This is a genomic window from Companilactobacillus allii (assembly GCF_001971585.1).
Lineage (GTDB): Bacteria > Bacillota > Bacilli > Lactobacillales > Lactobacillaceae > Companilactobacillus > Companilactobacillus allii.
The window spans coordinates 934,376-955,338 of sequence record NZ_CP019323.1 but is presented as its reverse complement, the minus strand read 5'-3'; the positions used below and the strand labels follow the sequence as shown (position 1 = coordinate 955,338).

Genomic DNA, 20,963 nt, shown 5'->3' with positions numbered 1-20,963 from the left:
ATTCTTCCTTTTTGTTATAATAGATATAGAACACTTATCGAGAATAGAGGGTATAAATATGGATAACGCTACAAAAAAGACACATCGTATTTTGAATCTTGAAAACGGTCGTAATTTCCGTGAACTGGGCGGGTACAAGACACTCGATGGTAAAACCATCAAGTATCATAAGGCACTTCGTTCAGCCGGTCTTGGCGATCTCTCAGATAAAGATGTAAATTTCTTAGGTAATTATGGTTTGAAGACTGATATTGACTTTCGTTCAATTGATGAAGCTGCTAAGAAGCCTGATAAAATGCCCAAAGGAACAAAATACGTTTCTCTTCCAGTATTCAAAGAAGACGAAACCGAGGCTTCAAAGATTCAAGGAACATCTATCCCAGATCTAGACTATGTTCCAATCGACGGATACAATCACATGCTAGAAGCATATCTAGACATGGTCAATGGGCCTCAAGCTAAGTTAGCTTACCAAAACTTCTTTAGTGAATTATTGGCTAATTCCAACAATGATGAAGTCTTATTATTCCATTGTAGTGCTGGTAAGGATCGTACAGGGATGGGTGCATTCTTCTTAATGTCAGCACTAAACGTTCCAATGACAACTATCAAAGATGACTACTTGTTAACAAACAAAGCCAGCAAGTCATTTATTGATCATCTTTTAAGTCAAGTTGTTGAACATGAACCTACACTAGTAGATACTATCAAGGCGCTAATGACAGTTAATATCAATTACCTTGAAACTGCTCAAAAGGCAATCGAAGAAACTTCCGGAAGTATAGACAATTATATCAGAGAAGAACTAAAAGTAAGCGATCACGACATTTCAGATCTCAAAAAGATTTACTTGATGTAATATTTTAGTAAAGAAAGCTTCTCTTTTCTATAACATTTGAATCATAATTTCTTCACATTTACTAGTTATTATATAACCATAAGCTAAAGGAAAGCGAAAACCTTTCTTAACTTATATCCTCCCCATATAATAATCTTCATATAAAAAGTAGATATTAATTCTCATAATCAAATGGCAACCCATCCTTCCCCCCTGATATGTGGGTTGCCCAAATAATAATCAAAAAAAGAGATCTTGAAGTTTTTATAACTTCAAGGTCTCTTTCATTTTTATTATTACATCCTGGATTTGAAATTGATGGTTGAAACGCGATATAGAATACAATTTCTTACGCTTAACAAAAATAGTTCCGGTATTCATTTTCGTGAATACCAAAACTATTTGCGTTAATGCTCGGAAATTACCCGTATTCTATATCTCTTTAAATCGTGAATTTAACGTTATGTTTCTTAGTAAAATTATTTTCTGAGAAAACGGCAATAATCACGGCGACGATTGCCACAGCGGGTATGGAATATCGGCTCTGCATTACGAATAGTAACATTAAGAACACTACTACCACTGCCATAATTGATATTTCTGTTAATTGACGTACGATTTGCATTGTCATAATAATCCACCCCTTAAATATCTTATATATTCATCCATAGATGAGACTACCATGTAATTTAGGTACTTACAACCGTTTACATTTCGTCTTTTTGAGCTTTTAAAAAGTGGCATGAGTCGCTCTAATAAAGCACTTAACTATCTTAGAATTAATTAAAGAAATATTGTAAGTGGCAGTAGTGATTTACTAAAAAAACATATTTTAACGTCACTAAAAATTACTAGTTCTTAGAAAAAAACTTAGATAATTATTTTAAACTTTATATTTGGTTGACATATTAAACTTACAGTTTAAACGCACTCCAAAATACAATTTCTTTTCGTATTACTTTTGAATTCTTAGTGCGGTTTCCTGTTCCCTTGCTTTTCTTCCTAAACTTGCTGAAACGAGCGACAATGCACAATTTCTTTTCATCTTACTTTTGAATTCTTAGTGCGGTTTCCTGTTCCCTCGCTTTTCTTCCTAAACTTGCTGAAACGCGCGACAATGCACAATTTCTTTTCATCTTACTTTTGAATTCTTAGTGTGGTTTCCTGTTCCCTTGCTTTTCTTCCTAAACTTGCTGAAACGCGCGACAATGCACAATTTCTTCCGCTTAACAAAAATAGTCCCGGTACTCACTTTCGTGAATACCGGGACTATTTACGTTAATGCTCGGAAATTACCCGTGCATTGTCGCGCTCTGTTTTACCATTTCCAGTTTTCAACTTCTGGAAGATCTTCACCGTTTTCACGGATGTACTTGTTATGCTTATCAACTTTGGCTTCCATCTTGTCTGCGAAGTCATTAGCTTTGTCACCATATACGGCAACGGCTGCTTCTTCTGCTAAGTGGAAACGGTCCATTTCATTAACTACACGCATATCAAATGGTGTTGTAATATCACCATTCTCACGGTAACCATGAACGAACAAGTTGTGATTGTCACGGTCAAAGAAGATATCTTTGATGATGTCTTCGAAACCATGGAAAGCGAATAGTACTGGTTTGTTTGTTGTGAAGATACTGTTGAATTCTTCATCAGACAATCCACGAGGATCAACTTCTGGTGATCTGAGTTTCAATAGGTCAACAACGTTGACGAATCTAATCTTAAGATCTGGAACATCTTTGCGCAAGATACTAATTGCAGCAAGAGATTCTAGGTTAGGTTCTGTACCTGCGGCTGCGATAACAATATCAGGTTCACCGTCATCATTTGAAGCCCAATCAATAACTTTGAGTCCTTTATCAGCCAATTCTTGTCCTTCTTCAATTGAATAGAATTGAGGACGTGGTTGTTTTGAAGTAACCAATAGGTTGATCTTTTCTTGGTCATCCAAAATCTTAGGCATTACTGGCAACAATGAGTTTGTGTCAGCTGGGAAATATTCACGAATGAAGGCAGGTTTCTTCTCAGCTAAGTGAGTGATAATACCTGGGTCTTGGTGAGTGTAACCGTTGTGATCTTGTTGGAAAGCAGTTGATGTAGCGATGATGTTAAGTGATGGATACTTGTTTCTCCATGACAATTCATCAGCTTTTCTTAACCACTTGAAGTGTTGTGTCAACATTGAATCGACAACTCTTAAGAATGCTTCATAACTTGCAAAGATACCGTGACGACCTGTTAATGCATAGCCTTCTAGGAATCCTTCAGCTTGATGTTCTGAAAGTTGTGAATCAATAATACGACCAGATGGAGCTTCGTATTGATCATTTGGTTCTTTGACACTTTCCATCCATTGACGGTTTGTTGTCTTGAATATGTCATATAGACGGTTAGACATTGTTTCGTCAGGTCCAAACAGTCTGAAGTTCTCAGGATTGTTCTTGATGACTGCTTCAAGATACTTACCTAATTCGATCATATCTTGAGCGTTCTTTTCACCTGGCTTATCAAACTTCAAAGCATAGTTCTTATAGTCTGGTAATTTAAGAGGTTTAGGATCAACACCACCATTGACGATAGGGTTCATAGCCATTCTCTTAGTACCACTTGGTGCAATTGCTGCAATTTCAGACTTCAAGCTACCATCTTCATTGAACAATTCACTAGGCTTGTATGATTCCATCCAGTCTACTAAAGCGTCTGCATGTTGCATATCTTTTTGGTCAACAGGAATTGGAATTTGGTGAGCTCTAAATGAGCCTTCAATTGGAACACCATCCCAAGTCTTAGGACCAGTCCAGCCTTTAGGTGCACGGAAAATAATTACTGGCCATTTAGGCATTTTGGCTTCTGAAGCTGGGTGTTTTCTTGCTTCTGTTTGGATGCTTTCGATCTTTTCAATAGCACTATCCATGACTTTAGCCATTTCAGGGTGCATCTTTTCAGGGTCGTCACCTTCAACAAACATTGGATCCCAACCAAGACCTCTGAAGTATTCAGTAAGTTCTTCGTCTGTCTTACGTGAAAGAATAGTAGGATTAGAAATCTTGAAACCATTAAGGTTAAGAATTGGTAATACCGCACCATCATTTACAGGGTTAATGAAGACGTTTGAGAACCATGAAGTAGCAAGTGGACCTGTTTCGGCCTCACCATCACCAACAACAACTGCAGCGATTTGGTCTGGGTTATCTAATATAGCACCAACACCGTGTGAGATTGAATAGCCAAGTTCTCCACCTTCATGCATTGAACCAGGTGTTTCAGGAGCAGCATGAGAAGCAACTCCACCTGGGAATGAAAATTGTTTGAACAATTTTTGCATACCGGATTCATCTTGTGTGATCTCTGGGTAAGTTTCAGTATAGCTTCCGTCAAGATATGAGTTAGAAACCATAACTTGCCCACCATGTCCGGGTCCTTCAATATAGAACATGTTTACACCGTATTTATTAATAACACGATTTAAATGAGCATAAATAAAGTTTTGACCAGCAATAGTACCCCAATGTCCAATTGGATGTACCTTAACATCGTCAGCTTTTAATTCACGCTTCAATAATGGATTGTCTTTTAAATATAGTTGACCTACAGAAATATAATTAGCTGCACGCCAATATTTATCTATTAAGTTTAAATATTTTGGTGATGAGTAATCTGTCATACCAGCACACTCCTTATTTATTTACAAATATATAATAACCAGTTAGCGATAAAAAGTCAACCATTTAATTAATTGGACCGTCCCAATTTTATATACAACTTGACTACTTATCCAAGTCAACGAATGAATCATATTTGAAATACTTATAATGAAGTTTCATAGTTGAGAATTCAAAAGGTGTCCCATCGTTTAAGAAAAAGATACCTTCCATCAGACCAATGGGTTCATTAGCCTTTAAGTTCAACAACTTTTGACCTTCTTCATCAGATGGTTTCGCTGAAATGGTCAAGTAAGTCTTGTTGACCTCTTTACCCAGTTCAGACTCTACATAATTAAAGATAGAATCGGAAGCTATTTGCTCAGACAACTCTGGTGCTAACTTGATCGGAATATATCCTGTCTCAATCATAAACGCTACATCATCTAATAGACGTAGACGTTTGAACGCATAGACAAATTCGCCTTTTTTTAAGAACAAATTATCACGTAGCTCTTCATCTGGTCGAATGACATCAAAGCTCAGCACCTTGACTCCAGGCTTTTGACCATTTGTATTGAAACTATCCGTGATTCCTAAGTTACTGCCACTGTAATTAAAATAAGAATCTTGTCTCAAATATAGTGGATTGATGAAAGTACCTGAACCACGCTTCTTAAAAATTATGCCTTGTTCAGACATATTGGCTAGTGCTCTTTTGATCGAGCTACGACTAACGTCATAGTTTTCAGCTAGCGATCTCTCGTCTGGTAATTTCATATCTGGAAATTTACCAGCGTCTATTTCCTTTTTTAGTGCATTGATTATTTTTTGATAAATCAAATCTGCCATAGTTACCCCTTTTGGAACGTACCAATTTATTATATGGTTGCTATCTTTCTTTATCATTATATCTCATAAGCTTATGAAAACACATACCAAAATAATTTTGGATCTTAGATAATTCGTGGATAGGGGCATCCTCATACTTGCAAAAACGCGTGAAAATGCACAATTTCTTCCGCTTAACAAAAATAGTTCCGATATTCACTCTCGTGAATACCGGAACTATTTGCGTTAATGCTCGGAAATTACCCGTGCATTTTCACGCTCTAGATTAACAAAACCTTGTGTCATTGGGATTTCAAATTCTTTAGGTGTTGTTTGATTTTTGATCAAATCGTCTGTCATGGTTACGGAAAAGACTGTTTGATTTGAATATGGGATGTAATACATTGTCTTGTTGGTCATATCAAGGATTGCTTGATATTGTGTATAGCTGGGACCGCGATCTCCTATGTTTACTCCCTTTGGTACTACGACACTGTCCAAGATATGCATGATTGTTGGTACTGCTTCGGTAGCATTCTCAGGTTTTTCAGTATGTGTTCTATTGAAGGCTGTTCTAACGAATCTATCGACTGCAGTATATCCACCAGGTAATCTGAATGTACCATTTTGACCCAATTTAGTGATTTCTTCATCACCGAATTGTGCTGAATTAAAGTTATTAGTTGAAGCACCCAAATAATTAGCCAAGTTAGTTCTATGCCAATCAAAGTCAGGTGTATTGGTCATGACACCAATCTTATCTTCTTCAAGAACTAATCCATCACCTTCTGGTTCGATGATATATGTGTCTCCTGTGGCATCACTAAATATCCAATGCAATGGTTGATTAGTTCCCATTACACCTTTATCAGATTCAATGATGTGAACTTTTTTGATGTTCTCACGTAATTCATCAATCGTCTTGTTATTACCCAAGGCCCACAAGATGAATTCTTCAGATACCAGGTTCATATCACCATCAGTTGGTTTCTCGTCATAGACATATTCATGTGGGAAGTACAATTCAGCACATGACAATCCATATTCGTTGAATCCATCGGCTACCATATAGTTATTACCATATTTAGCACCAGTTCCCATAATGGCGTAACTAGTTTGATAAGTCTTATTATCAAATGATGAGATCCAATCGTAATCTCTTGGTAAAAATGTTGGTTGTCCATTTAACTCAAAGGCAAAATCCATTGTCCTTGCTAAAAACTTCGATCCGTCTAACGCTTCATAACTAATACTTGTGCACATATATGTGGCTTCCCTTCAATGTTCTTTACTATATTATGGATAATTATTATGCAAATTGTTGACAAAATCAACAATTTATTTTTACGAAAATTAAATTTTATTATTATTTTTATTAAACGTCTGAACAATTTCCTACGACGTTATTGAGAAGAATATCAGGTAGAACTTGATTAGTCACATAAAAAGGAAGATGTATCCAAAACGTACATTTCATCGTTGATCAAACTTGATATTATCAGTTATTTTTACATTGAGTATATTTCCAAATTTACAATCCCATATGTCTATGATTAAACGTTTTATGTGATAATATTTATGCATAAGTTAAATATTTGGAGGTAATAATATGACCGTTGATATCAAACGTGCTCAAGATGTTTATAAAGATGCTGGTGAAAGTGTTATTTTCACAACATTGATGTTAAAGCATGATGACCAGGCTGCTGTGAAAGATGCAATCGCTGAATTCTCAGATATGTCTAATTCAATCATCAATAGTATGAGAGTTCGTGCACCAGAAGCTCAAGCACATATTGCTTGGGGATTTGGATCAGATGCTTGGGATTATCTTTTCCCAGAAGCACCAAAGCCCAAACAACTCACACCTTTTAAGGAAATCAAAGGACCAAAGTATACAGCCGTATCTACTCCCGGAGATTTATTCATCCACGTTAGAGCTAGCAAAATGGCCGTTTGTTATGAATTAATGGACCAATTCATGGGCATACTCCGTCCAATTACAACAGTCGAAGACGAAACCCACGGATTCCGTTACTTTGAAGGACGTGCCATCATCGGATTCATCGACGGAACAGAGAATCCAGCCGGAATTGAATCAATGGATTACACATTGATCGATGAAAACGAAGACCCAGAATTCGTCAACGGTTCATATGCCTTTGCCCAAAAATATACACATAATATGGACGCTTGGGATGCCTTAAAGACAGAAGACCAAGAAAAATCAATCGGTAGACACAAGTTCAATGACCGAGAATTAGATGATGACGAAAAATTAAAAAATGCCCATAACGTAGCTTCAAAAGACGAAGTCAACGGAGTAGAGCATAAAATTGTTCGCATGAACGTACCCTATTCAGAACCAGCCAAAGACCTAAAAGGAACATACTTCATCGGATATTCCAAAGACTTCTCAATTACAAATAGAATGTTAACAAATATGTTCACAAAAAGTGACCGCCTGTTAGACTTCAGTACCCCAATCACAGGTAATTTGTTCTTTATTCCTTCTAAAGATACATTGGAGAAAATTGCGGATAAAGAATATTAGAGCGTTTAGAACCAACGGGAGAATTTGAACTGCCTAAAATATTGAAGGTACCACGAAGTGGTGCATTCAATATTTGTAGCAGGCGCAGGATTCTGTTGGTTTTTATCGCGTTTTCGCCAGACCAAAAAAGGGAACTAAGCTATTAAGCCTAGTTCCTTTTTTATGTGTTGAAACATTAAAAAATCAAAAACCTACCAAATTATAAAGTTTCCTGTGAAACATTTTACGTAACAAATAAAAGCGATTAAAAATCCATCCAGACTCATGTGACACAATTCACTTAATGGATACTATCAAGTATCCTTCTACAAAATACATTTTGAAAGTGGAATAACTTATGAGTAAATCAATCGATTACATGTTAAGAGCAATACTACTAATAATGGCAATCATAGAAATATACCTAATAACTGTTGGTAGTCCATATTTATCAATCTCTACCCCCATTTTACTATTATCAGTCGCAATCTTTTCAATTGTAAAAAGGTACTTAAGTAATTCGAATTAGTTCTCAAGTAACCAATCCACAATATGAACAACACCTATCCCATCGACGTTTCCTGTATCCATACGATTGGCAGTAATGACTGTCTTCTTATAATTATCATCCAATTTTTTTAGGTTATCGACTTCTCTATCACTATCTGTCGGTAATTGCATAGTTACCTGAAAGTATTCTATATTCTTTCCTTTTTTTGCTACAAAATCTATTTCTCTATCTTCATCTTTATCAATATCAACCTTGTAACCTCGACGCAACAGTTCAATGTAAACAATGTTTTCAATTTGATGGCCAAAATTATCATTATAATTTTCACCCTTCACTTTGTTAGGATTATAATTCTAATTTATCCGAATTCTATCATAAGTTAGGATTATAATCCTAACAAAAAAGACCTCACAATTAAGTGAAGTCATCTAAAGTCCAAAATCAATTAAGAAATATCCAATCGTACCAATTATAATCAACATCGAAAAGTTAATTATACTAAACCACATTAGATACTTGCCTGGATGTACTTTGAAAAAGAATCTATATTGCTTAAAGGCTAGTAAGTTCGCCAATGAAGCAACAACAGAACCTAAACCACCGATATTAGTTCCCAAGAACACAGCATGAACATATGTAGTGAATTTAGATATCAAAATGGTCGATGGAACGTTACTTATGAATTGACTAGTAATGATTGAAGTTAGATATGTGCTACCTTTTGATTGAATGAAATTCTGTAGGTGATCAACGATTGCCGGATCACGGTTGAGATTCCCAACGGCAATAAAAAAGCACATAAAAATAAGTACAATCGAATAATCAACTGATTCCAAAATGTGTGGATTAATGAAGATCACCAGCAATATTGCGGCGATCAATGAACCCCACATTGGAATGACTTTGAAGATTCCCAAGAAAATAATAACTGTAACAAACACAGTCAGCGTCAAACTTGGAATATTCAATTCAACTGTTGGCAACTCACTGAGTTCAACTTTATCCTTAGCGAAGAATCTTGTGACTAAGAAAATTGCTATAAAGTTAACAATAGTTATCGGTGCCGACATCATGAAGAATTGTCCGATTCCTAAATTATAATGCGTCAATAGGAATAAATTATGCGTATTACCAAATGGAGTGAAAATACTACCTAAATTAGCTGCCATAGCGATTACTATGACAGGGAAAATCGGATTTACTTTCAAATGTTTAGAGAGTTGGTAATATAATGGTACCAACGTCAAAATCGTAACATCATTAGTTAAGAACATAGCGCCAAAAAAGGATATACTAGCTAGCATGAGCATCATTTGTCGTGTAGTCTTAGCTTTATGTGTTAAATAAGCCGCGTAATACTTCAAAAAATCTAAGTAATCATAGATTTGGATTATAATCATCATTGAAAGAATGGAAGCAATCGTCTTCCAATTAATATCCATTAATTGCGGTGGACTTATAAATATGGAGGTGAGGATTGCTGCTGCACCAGCAATCCACAAGACCTTATCTGAAAAAACTCTTTTTAATACAGCCATTTACGTTTCCCCTAAAAAAAGAAGTACCTTATAAAGTACCTTTATAGTATAAAGATAATTGTCCCGTTTTTGTAATTTAAATTGTAATTTTTAAAACTTTTGTAAATAGAAAAAATAAAAGTCCGTATATATTTTAACTTAGATATAATTAAAATAACAGAGCACAAAGTTTACTGAGCACAATTATCGTTAATTTTTCAGAGTACAATCAATCCAAGGAGCTAACATCTTATGCACATATTCTTAACAATCCTAACTTTCATAATTGGAATAGCTATCTCGGCTATTTCCTTCAAAGCAAAGAAAGAATCCATCTATTACCTTCTATTAAGTGTGGGTGTTATCATCATTTTCTTTGGTGTATTTTTAGCCGTTCCTAAGTAAAACTTTTTCTTCCCCTTTTGAAATATATTTTGGTATAATCTTTTTACCAAAAGTTAGGGGGGCTCTTCAATGATTTTCAAAAAAACGTTAATCCTATTGTTAATTTCAATTATTTTGACAGTTATCGAAATGACCATCAATCCATTCTTCCATCTTGGGAGGATCTTCTTAGTGGTCTCAGGAATCCTTTTAGTCAACGCAGCTTTGTGGTTTGTAAAGGACAACTACCGTATTGAACCTAAGACTGAAAAAATCAAAAAGTGAAGCTTTGTCCGCAAAAGCGTAAAAAAAATATACTAACAAGTTTAAAAAACTTGTTGGTATATTTTTTTACACTATAAACATTACTTGCTTGATTTAGCAGCAGCAACGCTCTCTCTTAATCTTTTATCACCATGATATAAATCCACAACTGTCCATACTAACAGTGCTAGAACCGCTGCTATCAACGCATACGCGATAATATTGGACATCAATGTATCAGAAGAACTTGGATTGTCTCCAAAGAAAGCTAAAATCTGATCTGGCAAACCGATCAAGTTCAAGGCTGTTAATCCAACAACTGAGATCCAGCCTAAAACTTTGACCCAAAGACTATTCTTGAATCTATGACCCATCTCAGCTTCACTATCAGTCATCATCAATAATGGAAGCATTGAGAATGGAAGTGCGAAGGCCAAGAATACTTGTGAATTATTCATCAAATTATTCAGTGCCGTATGTTCATCAACAGCACTCTTACCACTGGTTAACATAACACAAATCAAAACTGGAATAACTGAGATCAAACGTGTAACAAGTCTTCTTAACCACAAAGGCATCTTCATGTGAACGAAACCTTCCATGATAACTTGTCCAGTTAAAGTACCAGTGATTGTTGAATTCTGACCAGAAGCCAACAATGCAACGGCAAATAATGTAGAAAGAATACCTGATTTAGCAACACCAATCAATATTCCATTACTCAAAGTTGATGTATCTGATAAAGCATCGAACAAACCGAAGAATGAAGGATCTTTAACAGCACCAGTCTTAAATACAGCGACTCCCATAATTAGTAACAATGCATTAACGAAGAATGCTGCAGTTAATTGAATATTTGAATCCCAAGCTGAGAACTTAACGTTTTTAGCAACGGAATCTTCATCGTTATGATCAACTTTACGTGTTTGTGAGATAGCTGAGTGTAAGTACAAATTATGAGGCATAACAGTTGCACCAATGATACCTAATGAACCACTTAATGGTGTCATACCAGCAATCTTGTCACTAGTTGAAAATGTCTTAGCATTTGGGATCAAGCCACCAGCAACCGCAGCCCAATCAGGCTTTGATAGTGCGACTTGATAAATAAATACTAAAAGGATAACTAGGATCAAACAAACAACTATAGCTTCAATTTTTCTGAAGCCAATTTTAGTTAGTAACAATAATATCAAAACATCTAGAACGGTTATAAATACCGCAATCATCAATGGAATATGGAACAACAAGTACAAAGCAATAGCCGCACCGATAACTTCAGCGATATCAGTAGCCATGATTGCGAACTCTGTTAATATCCACAATACGATTCCTAACGCCTTACTCGTTCTGGACCTAATGGCTTGAGCCAAGTCCATACTGCTTACAATTCCTAGTTTAGCAGCCATATATTGTAATAACATGGCAATTAAACTAGACATTAGAATAACTGACATTAGTAAATATTGGAAATTTTGACCACCAGTAATCGAAGTTGACCAATTACCTGGATCCATATAACCAACCGCAACAAGTGCACCTGGTCCTGAATAAGCTAATAATGTCTTTAAAAATCCCTTATCTTTTGGTACTGAGACAGTCCCGTTAATTTCTTCTAGCGAAGGACCATTGGCATATTGGATAAGTTTATGTTTACGTGGAGCAACATTTTCATCTGCCATATTAATCTCCTTTAACATGTTTCCCTATTTTGTTTTCAACGTACGGTCATAACAGAAATTGGTGCATATTTTGTCATGTATGCGGCTTGTGAGCCAAAGTGCTTCTTAATACCTTTTTTTTGATAATGAACCGATAACCAACAGATCCGCTTTTGTTTCAGGAATAACTTCCTTAACAATCGTTTCCCCCGGATCACCTTCGGCAATAAACATCTCAACACACTTAACTCCAGCCTCTAGTGCTACAGCGCGATACTCTCTTATATGTTCCTCAAGCTCAGCTCTTTCACCATGTACGTAATCTTTTGTTAGAACTTGAAAGACATTCATTTCATCATTTTCCAAAATTGAAGTAATAATCAAAGTCGAATCATCAGTGATACATCTTCTCATTGCATAGCGAAATGCTAATTGTGCATCATCTGAATCATCAACACCTACCAAAACTCTATCAAACGTATTTTTTGTTTTTGACACCCTAATCACTCCCTTCTACGACTTAATTCTATTACAAAATTTGAAACTGTAAAGAGTTTTATTAGGTGTGTCTAACAAAAAGTTACACATGTTTTAATTTATAACAAAAAATGTAACCGTTAACCTAGGTGGTATGTGACTATTCTTGTTATTTACTTTTATTTTTAGAATTGCCGTAATTAATCTATTTCTAGACAGGTCGTCTATTTTTATGGTTCATATTATCCAAATTTTTTTCAATATAATGAAGTTCCATATTAGGAATACCTAATTTATCGTTGGGATTTTTGTTGGAATGAACTTCAAAATACAATTTCCTTTTTATTTTACTTTTGAATTCTCAGTGCGGTTCCCGCTTTCTGGCTTTTCTTCCTTAACTTGCTGAAACGCGCTTCAAAATACAATTTCTTCCGCTTAGCGCTAAAAGAGGGTGGCATTCACTTTCGTGAATACCGCCCTCTTTTTGTGCTAATGCTCGGAAATTACCCGTATTTTGAAGCGCTCTGCACTAATTGATAGACAGCGCCGACCATTCCGGCATCATTTTTTAATTTAGCTGGAACAACTTTGGGTAAATCTAAATCCACAATACTATTATGACTTTTTTGTATATTGGTAATTTCTTTGTTCAATTCATCCATAAAGGTTTCATTGGCACTTATACCGCCACCGATGATTACTACTTCTGGATCGAATGATACTTCTAGGTTGATTATCCCTTTAGCTAGACTATGATAATAGCTTTTGAAGACATTCTGTGCTAATACTTCACCTTTCTTGGCTCGTTCAAAGATAACACGTGCATCGTCTACTGTGTCACTACTGAATTGATTATATCTGCGGATCAAGCCGATTACGGTCGCACCTCTAAAGTTCAATGAGCCCATTTCAACATCTACATCATCATCTTCAACTATCATCCAGCCGAACTCACCAGACCTTGCATGCGCACCACGATATATTTGATCATTGATGACAATTCCGCCACCAACGCCAGTTCCCAGTACTAAGCTCAAATAGTTATGAACTCCAACTGCTGCGGCATTTGCGTCATTTTCAATTTTTACCGGCAGTTCTGTTTTCTCTTCCAGTATACTTTGTAGATTAATCCCATAAAATGGCTTTACAGCACCTGCGGTAGTTAAGAATCCATCTTCTTGAACTACACCTGGCATACTGACGCCGATACCATCAAATGGTCCAAAATCCTGATGGAGTTTGAAAAAGACGTCCAATATCTTAGTTATAAGTTCGTCTTTTGTTCCGATAGTTTTAAAACTATTCTTGTGAGAAACCTTTCCAGTTTCATCCACAACTCCATATTTGATAGACGTGCCACCGACATCCAGTCCGATATATTTTTTCATCTGCTCACCTACTCTATTTATTTACAGTTAATATGATAGCAGTTATTTGGTAACGGTTTCATACTATTGTCATAACGCTTGAATCAATCAGCATTCACCATCAAATGTATATACTTTTATCAAATTAAGCGTTTACATTCAGTTAGATATAAGCGATAATAGACATATCAATAACAAAGGGTGATATTATGCAATTATTATTCTCCATACTTATCAATGCACTAGGATTAGTCGTGATCATTGTTCCATTATGGCTACTAGGAAGTAAAAACACATCCATCTCAATGCGTCCAGATGGCAAAGAAGGATTCTACACATATGCTTGGTTCTATGAAAATACTAAAGCAAAAATTCTTGATGGTACGGCTTATAAAAAAGGTGCCGAGATCGGTACACCTCAAGGACAAAAATACCGCATTAAAGATGTAGAGAAATCTAGTTATTTGTTGGGTATGCAGACTCGATATGATTTTGAGATTGAATCTTTATAGATCAGAGTGTGAAAAACGCGTTTAACTTTCGAGTATAATGCAAAATAAGTAGATATTCACGTAAGTGGATGTCTACTTATTTTTTATTAAACGGAAAAAGTTGCGTTTTTTCACACGTTTTCACTGCAAGTTTGAGTAGAAAAAGAGTCATGTCACAACCCAATTATTTTTGTTAAGCGGAAGAAATTGTGCATTTTCACACGTTTTTGTTGCACAATTTGATAAAAAACTATGTTTTAACATATTTATTGTTTGCTTCGCAAACGCGTTAAAATACACAGTTTTTTCCGTTTATTTTAAATAGGCTCTAGCATCCACTTCTTGGATGTTAGAGCCTATTTAGATTAATACTCGAAAGCTTGCGTGTATTTTAACGCTCTAAGCTTTTTGGCGTAAATTGAAATTTTTCCATTTCTTAACTTGGCGACTGTAATTTGTGAAGGGTGAAATTGCATTGATACGAATCCATTTTGCTACTGGCCACATTGCTTTTGTAGTGGCCCATTTTCTTTCACCAGGTTTGAATAATTCATCATGTGACATTTGATTGATCCACTCAATCAAATCTTCTACTGCTTTACCTAGTTCTTCTTTTTCATTGTCCAAGCCTTGTGATCCATATTTGACGTTAAAATCATCATATAACTGTCTTATTTGGTCCCACTTATAACCTGGAGTTGGTGTCGTGATATCTTGGCCGCCCTTTTCAGCCTTTTCCCATGACAAGATCATATTGATCCAACCAACTTGATACGAAAGCATCTCACGCGGTGTCTTCTCGACTTGCTCGATTCTATCGTCCGCAACATCATCCGTAATACCCTCATATTCATCAATGAATTGTTGATAACTCTTTCTAATTTGGTCTATTAATTCTTCTGAATTCTTATATACCTGCATACATTTGCTACCTTTCATTGATATTAAAGATTCCACACGGGACCTCTCCAATATCTATTATAGGCCGTTTCTTGTCACAACTGTTGCAAAAAGCTTAATAAATTAAATAATCCTTATAAATTAAATAATTTTACTCTTATAAACCGCTTTAATAATCAAAAAGAGGCTTTGGTTTGGGTTGTTTTTCCCTTTATATTGATGTGAATGTAATATAGACACTACATAATTTTTTCTCCCTCTTGTTTGCTTCGCAAACGCGATTAAAAACGCAATTTCTTCCGTATAACACTACAAAGAGGTCTTCGCTTTTGCGAAGGCCTCTTTGTAGTGTTATTACTCGGAAATTAACCGCGTTTTTAATCGCTCTATTCTCCAAATATCTGTTTCTTCAACTTCAAAGCAGTAGGTGCAACAGCAAGTCCGCCTTCTGCTGTTTCTTTGAACATTGATGGTAATTGTTGGCCAACACGATGCATTGTTTCAACTACTTCATCAACAGGAATAACTGTTTTGACACCGGCTAGTGCCATATCTGCTGATATCATTGCTTGGGATGCTCCCATGGCGTTTCTTTTAACACAAGGGACTTCAACTAATCCAGCCACTGGATCACAGATCAATCCCATTAAGTTTTGTAGTGTCATTGCAATGGCATAACCGCTTTGTTGTGCTGTACCACCCTTGATACTTACCAGTGCTGCGGCTGCCATGGCACTAGCTGATCCGACTTCTGCTTGGCATCCACCTTCTGCTCCAGAGATAGATGAACTATTGGCAATTGCTAATCCAAAGGCACCAGCGGTGAATAAGAAGTCTAATTGATCATCACGAGACATGTCCAATCTATCACGGACTGCCAATAAAACTCCAGCCAAGACACCGGCACTTCCGGCAGTTGGTGTGGCACAGATCAGTCCCATTTTGGCATTAACTTCATTGACTGCGACGGCATTTCTGGCCGCTTCAAGAATTGGTTGTCCACTTAGAAAATCCCCTTTTTCTATGTATTCATCCATTCTTTTAGCATCCCCACCAGTAAGGCCAGTAACGGATTTAACTCCAGCAACACCTTGTTTAACTGAATTCTCCATTGCCTCAAGATTGCGTCCCATCAGCTCTCGTATCTTCTCTTTAGTACGTCCAGTGTTCTCCATCTCAGTTTCGATCATGAGCTGTGCTACTGACGGATAGTCTTGACTCTGTTTAATTAAATCACTTACTGTATAAAACATAATTTTCACCTCTATTTACAAAACTAGTTGAAGAAAGTAACGTTGACCATATTTTCCAATGATCTTAACTCTTCCATGATTTCCTTTTGATCCTTTGTATCATCGACTTCGATTATTGTAATGGCTTGTTTGCCTTTGGATTCACGAGTCACAGTCATAGTTCCAATATTGATACCACGCTTAGTGAAGATGTCGGTAACTTTAGTGATCACACCGGGAACATCTTGTTGAACGAGTATATACGTGGGAACACCCATGCTTAGTGAGATTTTCAATCCATTGATTTCAGATATTTGGATATTGCCTCCACCGATAGATATCCCAGTGACCGACAATTTATGGTCACCTTTTATCATGGTGATCTTCGTAGTGTTCGGGTGAGATACTTTGTCACTTTTAGGAACGAAGGCAACTTTGATCCCGTCTTCATAGGCCAACTTTAATGAAGTGGATAATCTAGTATCGTCTGGATGCATCCCTAATAATCCACCTACAATGGCCACATCAGTCCCATGACCACGATACGTCTTAGCAAATGACTCATATAAATCGATGGTTATTTTGTCTGGCTTTTCACCAAAAATATCATGTACTACCTTACCAATTCTAGCGGCACCAGCCGTATGTGAACTACTTGGACCAATCATAACTGGACCAATTATGTCGAACACACTGTTAAAACGTAAGTCTGCCATAATAAACACCCCTGTTTCTTATCTTATCTAATGAAAGATCACATTAATTTCCTATAATTTTTCATTTATTTAAAAAAACAATAACATTAATTAATAATCATGCAAACATTAATGCTAAAATAAATATATTAATATTCTGAAAGCCTGGATAAAATGTCAAATTTCATTAGCAATTATTTAACCGTTTCTGATCTTGTTGTATTTTTAATAACAATTGGATTGATTACAGTAATAACGCTTATATCTTATTCGATTGAAAAGAAAGTAAGTACTGCGTCTCCGTTTTTTATTCGTCTTGGAGCGCACATTGTTGAAACACTAATCCTAATAGCCAGTATACTTGTACTACGAGAAGTCTTCATGACCATAAATAATGGCATCATTATGAAAGATGCCTGGCTGTACGCTAACGCCCAGATTGCCGTGTCATTTTACGGCTTCTTGATCTTAAATAATAGGCTAGTAGAACTTACCACACTAGCCCTACCCTTCTTATACAATCCGTCTTTAAATCTCACTCGTTTAGACAGTAAGTTGTGGCCAGTTTTCATTGGTGCATACTTCGTATTATTGATAACTGTAGATTACGTTTATAGTCACAAAGACGAGATGTTAGTATCTGGATACAAATATACCATTGCCCAATCCATCTATGGACTGGTTTGGTGGACACTACTTTGGATAGACTATCGTTTCAATCCACTCAACACCATAATCTCAATGATATTCTTCGAAATTTTCATGTTCCTATTCCGATTGACCGAGGTAAGACTTAGAGCATCATTTGCGGACTACAAGGATCTAGAAGTAAAGGCAAACTATGATGCACTTACTGGTGTCCGGAATAGATCCAACCTTAACACTGTCTCCAAAGAGGCTTTTGATGAGTATCATGACAACAACAAGCCTTTGACTGTCGCTATGTTCGATATCGATCATTTCAAGAACTTCAACGATAATTATGGCCATGAAACTGGTGACGAAGTCCTTCGACACGTAGCCCATCTAGCTGAGCGTGAATTGGTCAGTTGTCCAGATACGAACGGCCAATTATTCAGATATGGTGGTGAAGAGTTCATCGTCATATTAAGAGACACCGATGTAAACTACGCAACAAAAGTAGTCTACGATATAAGGAAGACACTTGCTGATATTCCATTGTTCTTAAATGGTACCAAATTAGACGTCACGATATGTTTTGGTGTTACCAAGTTGACTGATAAGGATTTATCATACAAAGATATTTTTGAACGTGTTGATAAGTATCTTTATCAATCTAAGAATAGTGGTAGAAATTGTGTCACTATTGAAGGTGAGACTTTCAGTTACGATAGTTTGCAGGCTGTTGTTGCTGAATAAAGAGTCCTTCTAGTATCCTTGTTTGCTTCGCAAACGCGTAAAATCACGCAATTCCCTGTGCTTAGTAAAAATAATCTCAGTATTCTTTATTTTGTCTAAATGCTTGCTGAATAAAGACCAATAAACTACTTTATATATATTTCCTTGTTTGCTTCGCAAACGCGTAAAATCACGCAATTCCCTGTGCTTAGTAAAAATAATCTCAGTATTCTTTATTTTGTCTAAATGCTTGCTGAATAAAGACCAATAAACTACTTTATATATATTTCCTTGTTTGCTTCGCAAACGCGTAAAATCACGCAATTCCCTGTGCTTAACAAAAATAATCTCAGTATTCACTTCGTGAATGCTGGGATTATTTGCGTTAATGCTCAGGAATTGGGCGCGTGATTTTACGCTCTAAAGATTTGGATCCATCTTGAATACAAGGCTAGACAACTCGCAACCTTGTGTAACTAAATCTGCCATGAATTTCTTTGTTTCTTCATTATAATGTGTGGCGATTTCATGGTTTTGTTCTGTTAGATAAGCTGTTAATTTCTCACCTGACATTGTTAGGGCTTTTTGATCTACTTCTTCGATCTTTCTTCTTGCCCATTCTGATAGTGCTTTTTGATAGTCTGTATCTTGTTCGATGAATTCGTTGTAGTGAGATTCTACGACCATTGCTAATGCTTCATACATCCAATAAGCACTCTTCATATCCATCTTTTCAGTTAATTCACGATATGATTCATCGGTGTCATTAGCGTTTGTAAAGAATGGTACGTGTGGACAAAATGTTGGTACACCGAAGTTGATCCACTCTACACCGGCAGCTCCTGACTTATCTGAGTCGCGCATTTGTAGAATATGTGAGTTGGCTGTACGTGATAGTGAGATTGAGCGATATACTCTCTTCTCATGATCTGTACCATTGCCTAGTGGATCGTATTTTGTTTCATTGTAATGTGATTTTAAGATATATTGGATATCTTCAATTGACAATTTGTGTTCTGGTTTACGAATAAATGGAAGTTCTGGTGATTCTGGATCTTGCTCAATTGATGGGTTCCAACATTTCTGTGCATACCAGACACGAGGTGTGTTGTAGTGATGATCTTTTTCAGTATCTGTTCCGAAGATATGTCTGAAATCAAAGCGTCCATTATCTGGATTCAAGTTATGATCTTCTACGAATTCTTGGATACCATCAGCCCACATATAGTTGTCAGGATCGTTAAAATCAATATCTTCAATAGCAATCTGGTTGGCAGCAACTGCATAGCAATCGTCAGGAATACGTACAGCTACCCATTGGTGGCCTGTAACTATTTCCATATACCAAACTGAATCTTTATCGTTGAATTGGATACCATTACCTTCAGCTGATCCATATTTCTTGATCAATTCGCCAAGATATCTAACTCCGTCTTTGGCTGACTTGATAAATGGTAACACTAGTGTTGTTAGTGAATCTTCAGCGAATCCGTTCTCTACAAATGGGTCAAATGCCAAAACTCTTTCATTAGCGTAAACACTCTCTGTAGCACTTTCACCAACGTTTAATTCGTTGAATCCGTCTTCTTCATTAGGTCCTTCACTTTGATCAGCATTCGGTGTTGATGTATAGCGATAGCCACTTTCTGGTAGTGGTACAGTCAACTTATTGAATGGTGATACATATGTCTCCTTACGACCTGATACAGCTGGTTGCACGAAGAACTTCTTAGGGTGAATCGCAACAAGTCTATCTTCGTTTCTTGAGATATAAGTTGCTCCATCCATTGAAGCATCTTTACCAACCATAATTGAAGTACATGCGGATAATTCTAGACGATCTGTAGTCATATTAATTCTCCTCCAAAATTTTTTTAAGCAATTTTTCGTTCTGTATTAGGTACTCGTTGAATCAAATGATCGACCCTTTCGATCTGTTGTAAGAACAAGATCAATCTGGTATAGCGAAACTCGTCAGCTTCTGGGAACTTTTCTACCAACTCTTTACCGATATCATAGGCATTACGACGTCCATTGATCTTGCTGAATACAAAGGAACAATAAGCATCTAACTCCAGATAGCTCTCTTCAGGAATATGCATATGCATTTTTCGGAAGAATTTTTGTATTGGATGATTTTGCTCACGAACAATAGTAATAATGCCTGCTTTTCGCTTGAATTTAACTTCTGGGTTTTTTTCGAAGACCAATTGTTTCAAATCTTCTTCAGTAAGTTCATTTGAACGATCCTTAGCCATA

20 protein-coding genes and 1 pseudogene are annotated in these 20,963 nt (G+C 36.3%); 6 read left to right on the top strand and 15 right to left on the bottom strand.

The features are described 5' to 3' along the window. Positions 1-58: 58 nt before the first annotated feature. Positions 59-859: a tyrosine-protein phosphatase gene (locus BTM29_RS04555; RefSeq protein WP_076614376.1), complete on the top strand. Its 801-nt coding sequence runs from the start codon at positions 59-61 to the stop codon at positions 857-859. Positions 860-1,280: 421 nt separating this feature from the next. Here the strand turns inward: BTM29_RS04555 and BTM29_RS04550 are convergent, their stop codons facing one another. From BTM29_RS04550 to BTM29_RS04535, 4 genes are all read right to left on the bottom strand, one after another. Continuing rightward, the gene (locus BTM29_RS04550) at positions 1,281-1,469 is read right to left on the bottom strand and encodes a hypothetical protein (RefSeq protein ID WP_076614375.1); all 189 of its coding nucleotides are present in this window, start codon (positions 1,467-1,469) and stop codon (positions 1,281-1,283) included. Positions 1,470-2,156: 687 nt separating this feature from the next. After that, positions 2,157-4,505 carry a phosphoketolase family protein gene (locus BTM29_RS04545; protein WP_076614374.1) on the bottom strand — a complete coding sequence of 783 codons (2,349 nt, stop codon included), beginning with the start codon at positions 4,503-4,505 and terminating at the stop codon, positions 2,157-2,159. 103 nt (positions 4,506-4,608) lie between these two features. Next, positions 4,609-5,334, bottom strand: a complete 726-nt coding sequence (locus BTM29_RS04540) for a GntR family transcriptional regulator (RefSeq protein ID WP_076614373.1) — start codon at positions 5,332-5,334, stop codon at positions 4,609-4,611. A 225-nt stretch (positions 5,335-5,559) separates the two neighbouring features. Further along, positions 5,560-6,576 carry a choloylglycine hydrolase family protein gene (locus BTM29_RS04535; RefSeq protein WP_076614372.1) on the bottom strand — a complete coding sequence of 339 codons (1,017 nt, stop codon included), beginning with the start codon at positions 6,574-6,576 and terminating at the stop codon, positions 5,560-5,562. 346 nt (positions 6,577-6,922) lie between these two features. Here BTM29_RS04535 and BTM29_RS04530 point away from each other — a divergent pair, with 346 nt between their 5' ends. Further along, positions 6,923-7,867, top strand: coding sequence for a Dyp-type peroxidase (locus tag BTM29_RS04530; RefSeq protein ID WP_076614371.1), 945 nt, complete (start codon positions 6,923-6,925; stop codon positions 7,865-7,867). Between the two features lie 504 nt (positions 7,868-8,371). Here BTM29_RS04530 and BTM29_RS04525 read toward each other — a convergent pair. Beyond that, on the bottom strand, positions 8,372-8,692 hold the full coding sequence (locus BTM29_RS04525; protein WP_076614370.1) for an ATP-binding protein: 321 nt from the start codon (positions 8,690-8,692) through the stop codon (positions 8,372-8,374). A gap of 93 nt (positions 8,693-8,785) precedes the next feature. Then, the gene (locus tag BTM29_RS04520) at positions 8,786-9,895 is read right to left on the bottom strand and encodes an SLC13 family permease (RefSeq protein ID WP_076614369.1); all 1,110 of its coding nucleotides are present in this window, start codon (positions 9,893-9,895) and stop codon (positions 8,786-8,788) included. 231 nt (positions 9,896-10,126) lie between these two features. On the opposite strand from BTM29_RS04520, the gene BTM29_RS12870 reads away from it, so the two are divergent. Together BTM29_RS12870 and BTM29_RS04515 are read left to right on the top strand one after the other, a co-directional pair. Then, positions 10,127-10,279: a DUF6095 family protein gene (locus BTM29_RS12870; protein WP_192844203.1), complete on the top strand. Its 153-nt coding sequence runs from the start codon at positions 10,127-10,129 to the stop codon at positions 10,277-10,279. A 69-nt stretch (positions 10,280-10,348) separates the two neighbouring features. Next, positions 10,349-10,543, top strand: coding sequence for a hypothetical protein (locus BTM29_RS04515; protein WP_076614368.1), 195 nt, complete (start codon positions 10,349-10,351; stop codon positions 10,541-10,543). 80 nt (positions 10,544-10,623) lie between these two features. Here BTM29_RS04515 and BTM29_RS04510 read toward each other — a convergent pair whose 3' ends face one another. The 3 genes and pseudogenes from BTM29_RS04510 to BTM29_RS04500 form a co-directional block, all read right to left on the bottom strand. Then, positions 10,624-12,204 (bottom strand): Nramp family divalent metal transporter, encoded by a 1,581-nt coding sequence (locus BTM29_RS04510; RefSeq protein ID WP_076614367.1) that lies wholly within the window; start codon positions 12,202-12,204, stop codon positions 10,624-10,626. A 35-nt stretch (positions 12,205-12,239) separates the two neighbouring features. Further along, a pseudogene (locus tag BTM29_RS04505) lies at positions 12,240-12,681 on the bottom strand (universal stress protein). A gap of 482 nt (positions 12,682-13,163) precedes the next feature. Then, complete coding sequence (locus BTM29_RS04500; protein WP_076614366.1) at positions 13,164-14,048, bottom strand: ROK family protein; 885 nt, start codon at positions 14,046-14,048, stop codon at positions 13,164-13,166. A gap of 188 nt (positions 14,049-14,236) precedes the next feature. Here BTM29_RS04500 and BTM29_RS04495 point away from each other — a divergent pair, with 188 nt between their 5' ends. Continuing rightward, positions 14,237-14,539, top strand: a complete 303-nt coding sequence (locus tag BTM29_RS04495) for a hypothetical protein (RefSeq protein WP_076614365.1) — start codon at positions 14,237-14,239, stop codon at positions 14,537-14,539. Between the two features lie 378 nt (positions 14,540-14,917). On the opposite strand, the gene BTM29_RS04490 is transcribed toward BTM29_RS04495, so the two are convergent. From BTM29_RS04490 to sdaAB, 3 genes are all read right to left on the bottom strand, one after another. Continuing rightward, positions 14,918-15,439 carry a ClbS/DfsB family four-helix bundle protein gene (locus BTM29_RS04490; RefSeq protein WP_076614364.1) on the bottom strand — a complete coding sequence of 174 codons (522 nt, stop codon included), beginning with the start codon at positions 15,437-15,439 and terminating at the stop codon, positions 14,918-14,920. A gap of 365 nt (positions 15,440-15,804) precedes the next feature. After that, positions 15,805-16,671 carry an L-serine ammonia-lyase, iron-sulfur-dependent, subunit alpha gene (gene sdaAA, locus BTM29_RS04485; protein ID WP_076614363.1) on the bottom strand — a complete coding sequence of 289 codons (867 nt, stop codon included), beginning with the start codon at positions 16,669-16,671 and terminating at the stop codon, positions 15,805-15,807. 23 nt (positions 16,672-16,694) lie between these two features. Next, entirely contained in the window at positions 16,695-17,366 is a 672-nt protein-coding gene (gene sdaAB / locus BTM29_RS04480; protein ID WP_076614362.1) for an L-serine ammonia-lyase, iron-sulfur-dependent subunit beta, read from the bottom strand. Positions 17,367-17,519: 153 nt separating this feature from the next. On the opposite strand from sdaAB, the gene BTM29_RS04475 reads away from it, so the two are divergent. Continuing rightward, complete coding sequence (locus BTM29_RS04475) at positions 17,520-18,725, top strand: GGDEF domain-containing protein (RefSeq protein WP_083685917.1); 1,206 nt, start codon at positions 17,520-17,522, stop codon at positions 18,723-18,725. A gap of 9 nt (positions 18,726-18,734) precedes the next feature. On the opposite strand, the gene BTM29_RS12865 is transcribed toward BTM29_RS04475, so the two are convergent. From BTM29_RS12865 to BTM29_RS04465, 3 genes are read right to left on the bottom strand one after another with little or no spacing between them, the layout of a single operon-like run. Next, positions 18,735-19,064, bottom strand: a complete 330-nt coding sequence (locus BTM29_RS12865; RefSeq protein WP_192844202.1) for a hypothetical protein — start codon at positions 19,062-19,064, stop codon at positions 18,735-18,737. A gap of 60 nt (positions 19,065-19,124) precedes the next feature. Continuing rightward, a complete protein-coding gene (locus BTM29_RS04470; RefSeq protein WP_076614360.1) occupies positions 19,125-20,555 on the bottom strand; it encodes a C69 family dipeptidase in 1,431 nt (476 codons plus the stop codon). Positions 20,556-20,578: 23 nt separating this feature from the next. Beyond that, a complete protein-coding gene (locus tag BTM29_RS04465) occupies positions 20,579-20,962 on the bottom strand; it encodes a coenzyme PQQ biosynthesis protein PqqD, pqqD (RefSeq protein WP_076614359.1) in 384 nt (127 codons plus the stop codon). Position 20,963: the final 1 nt, after the last annotated feature.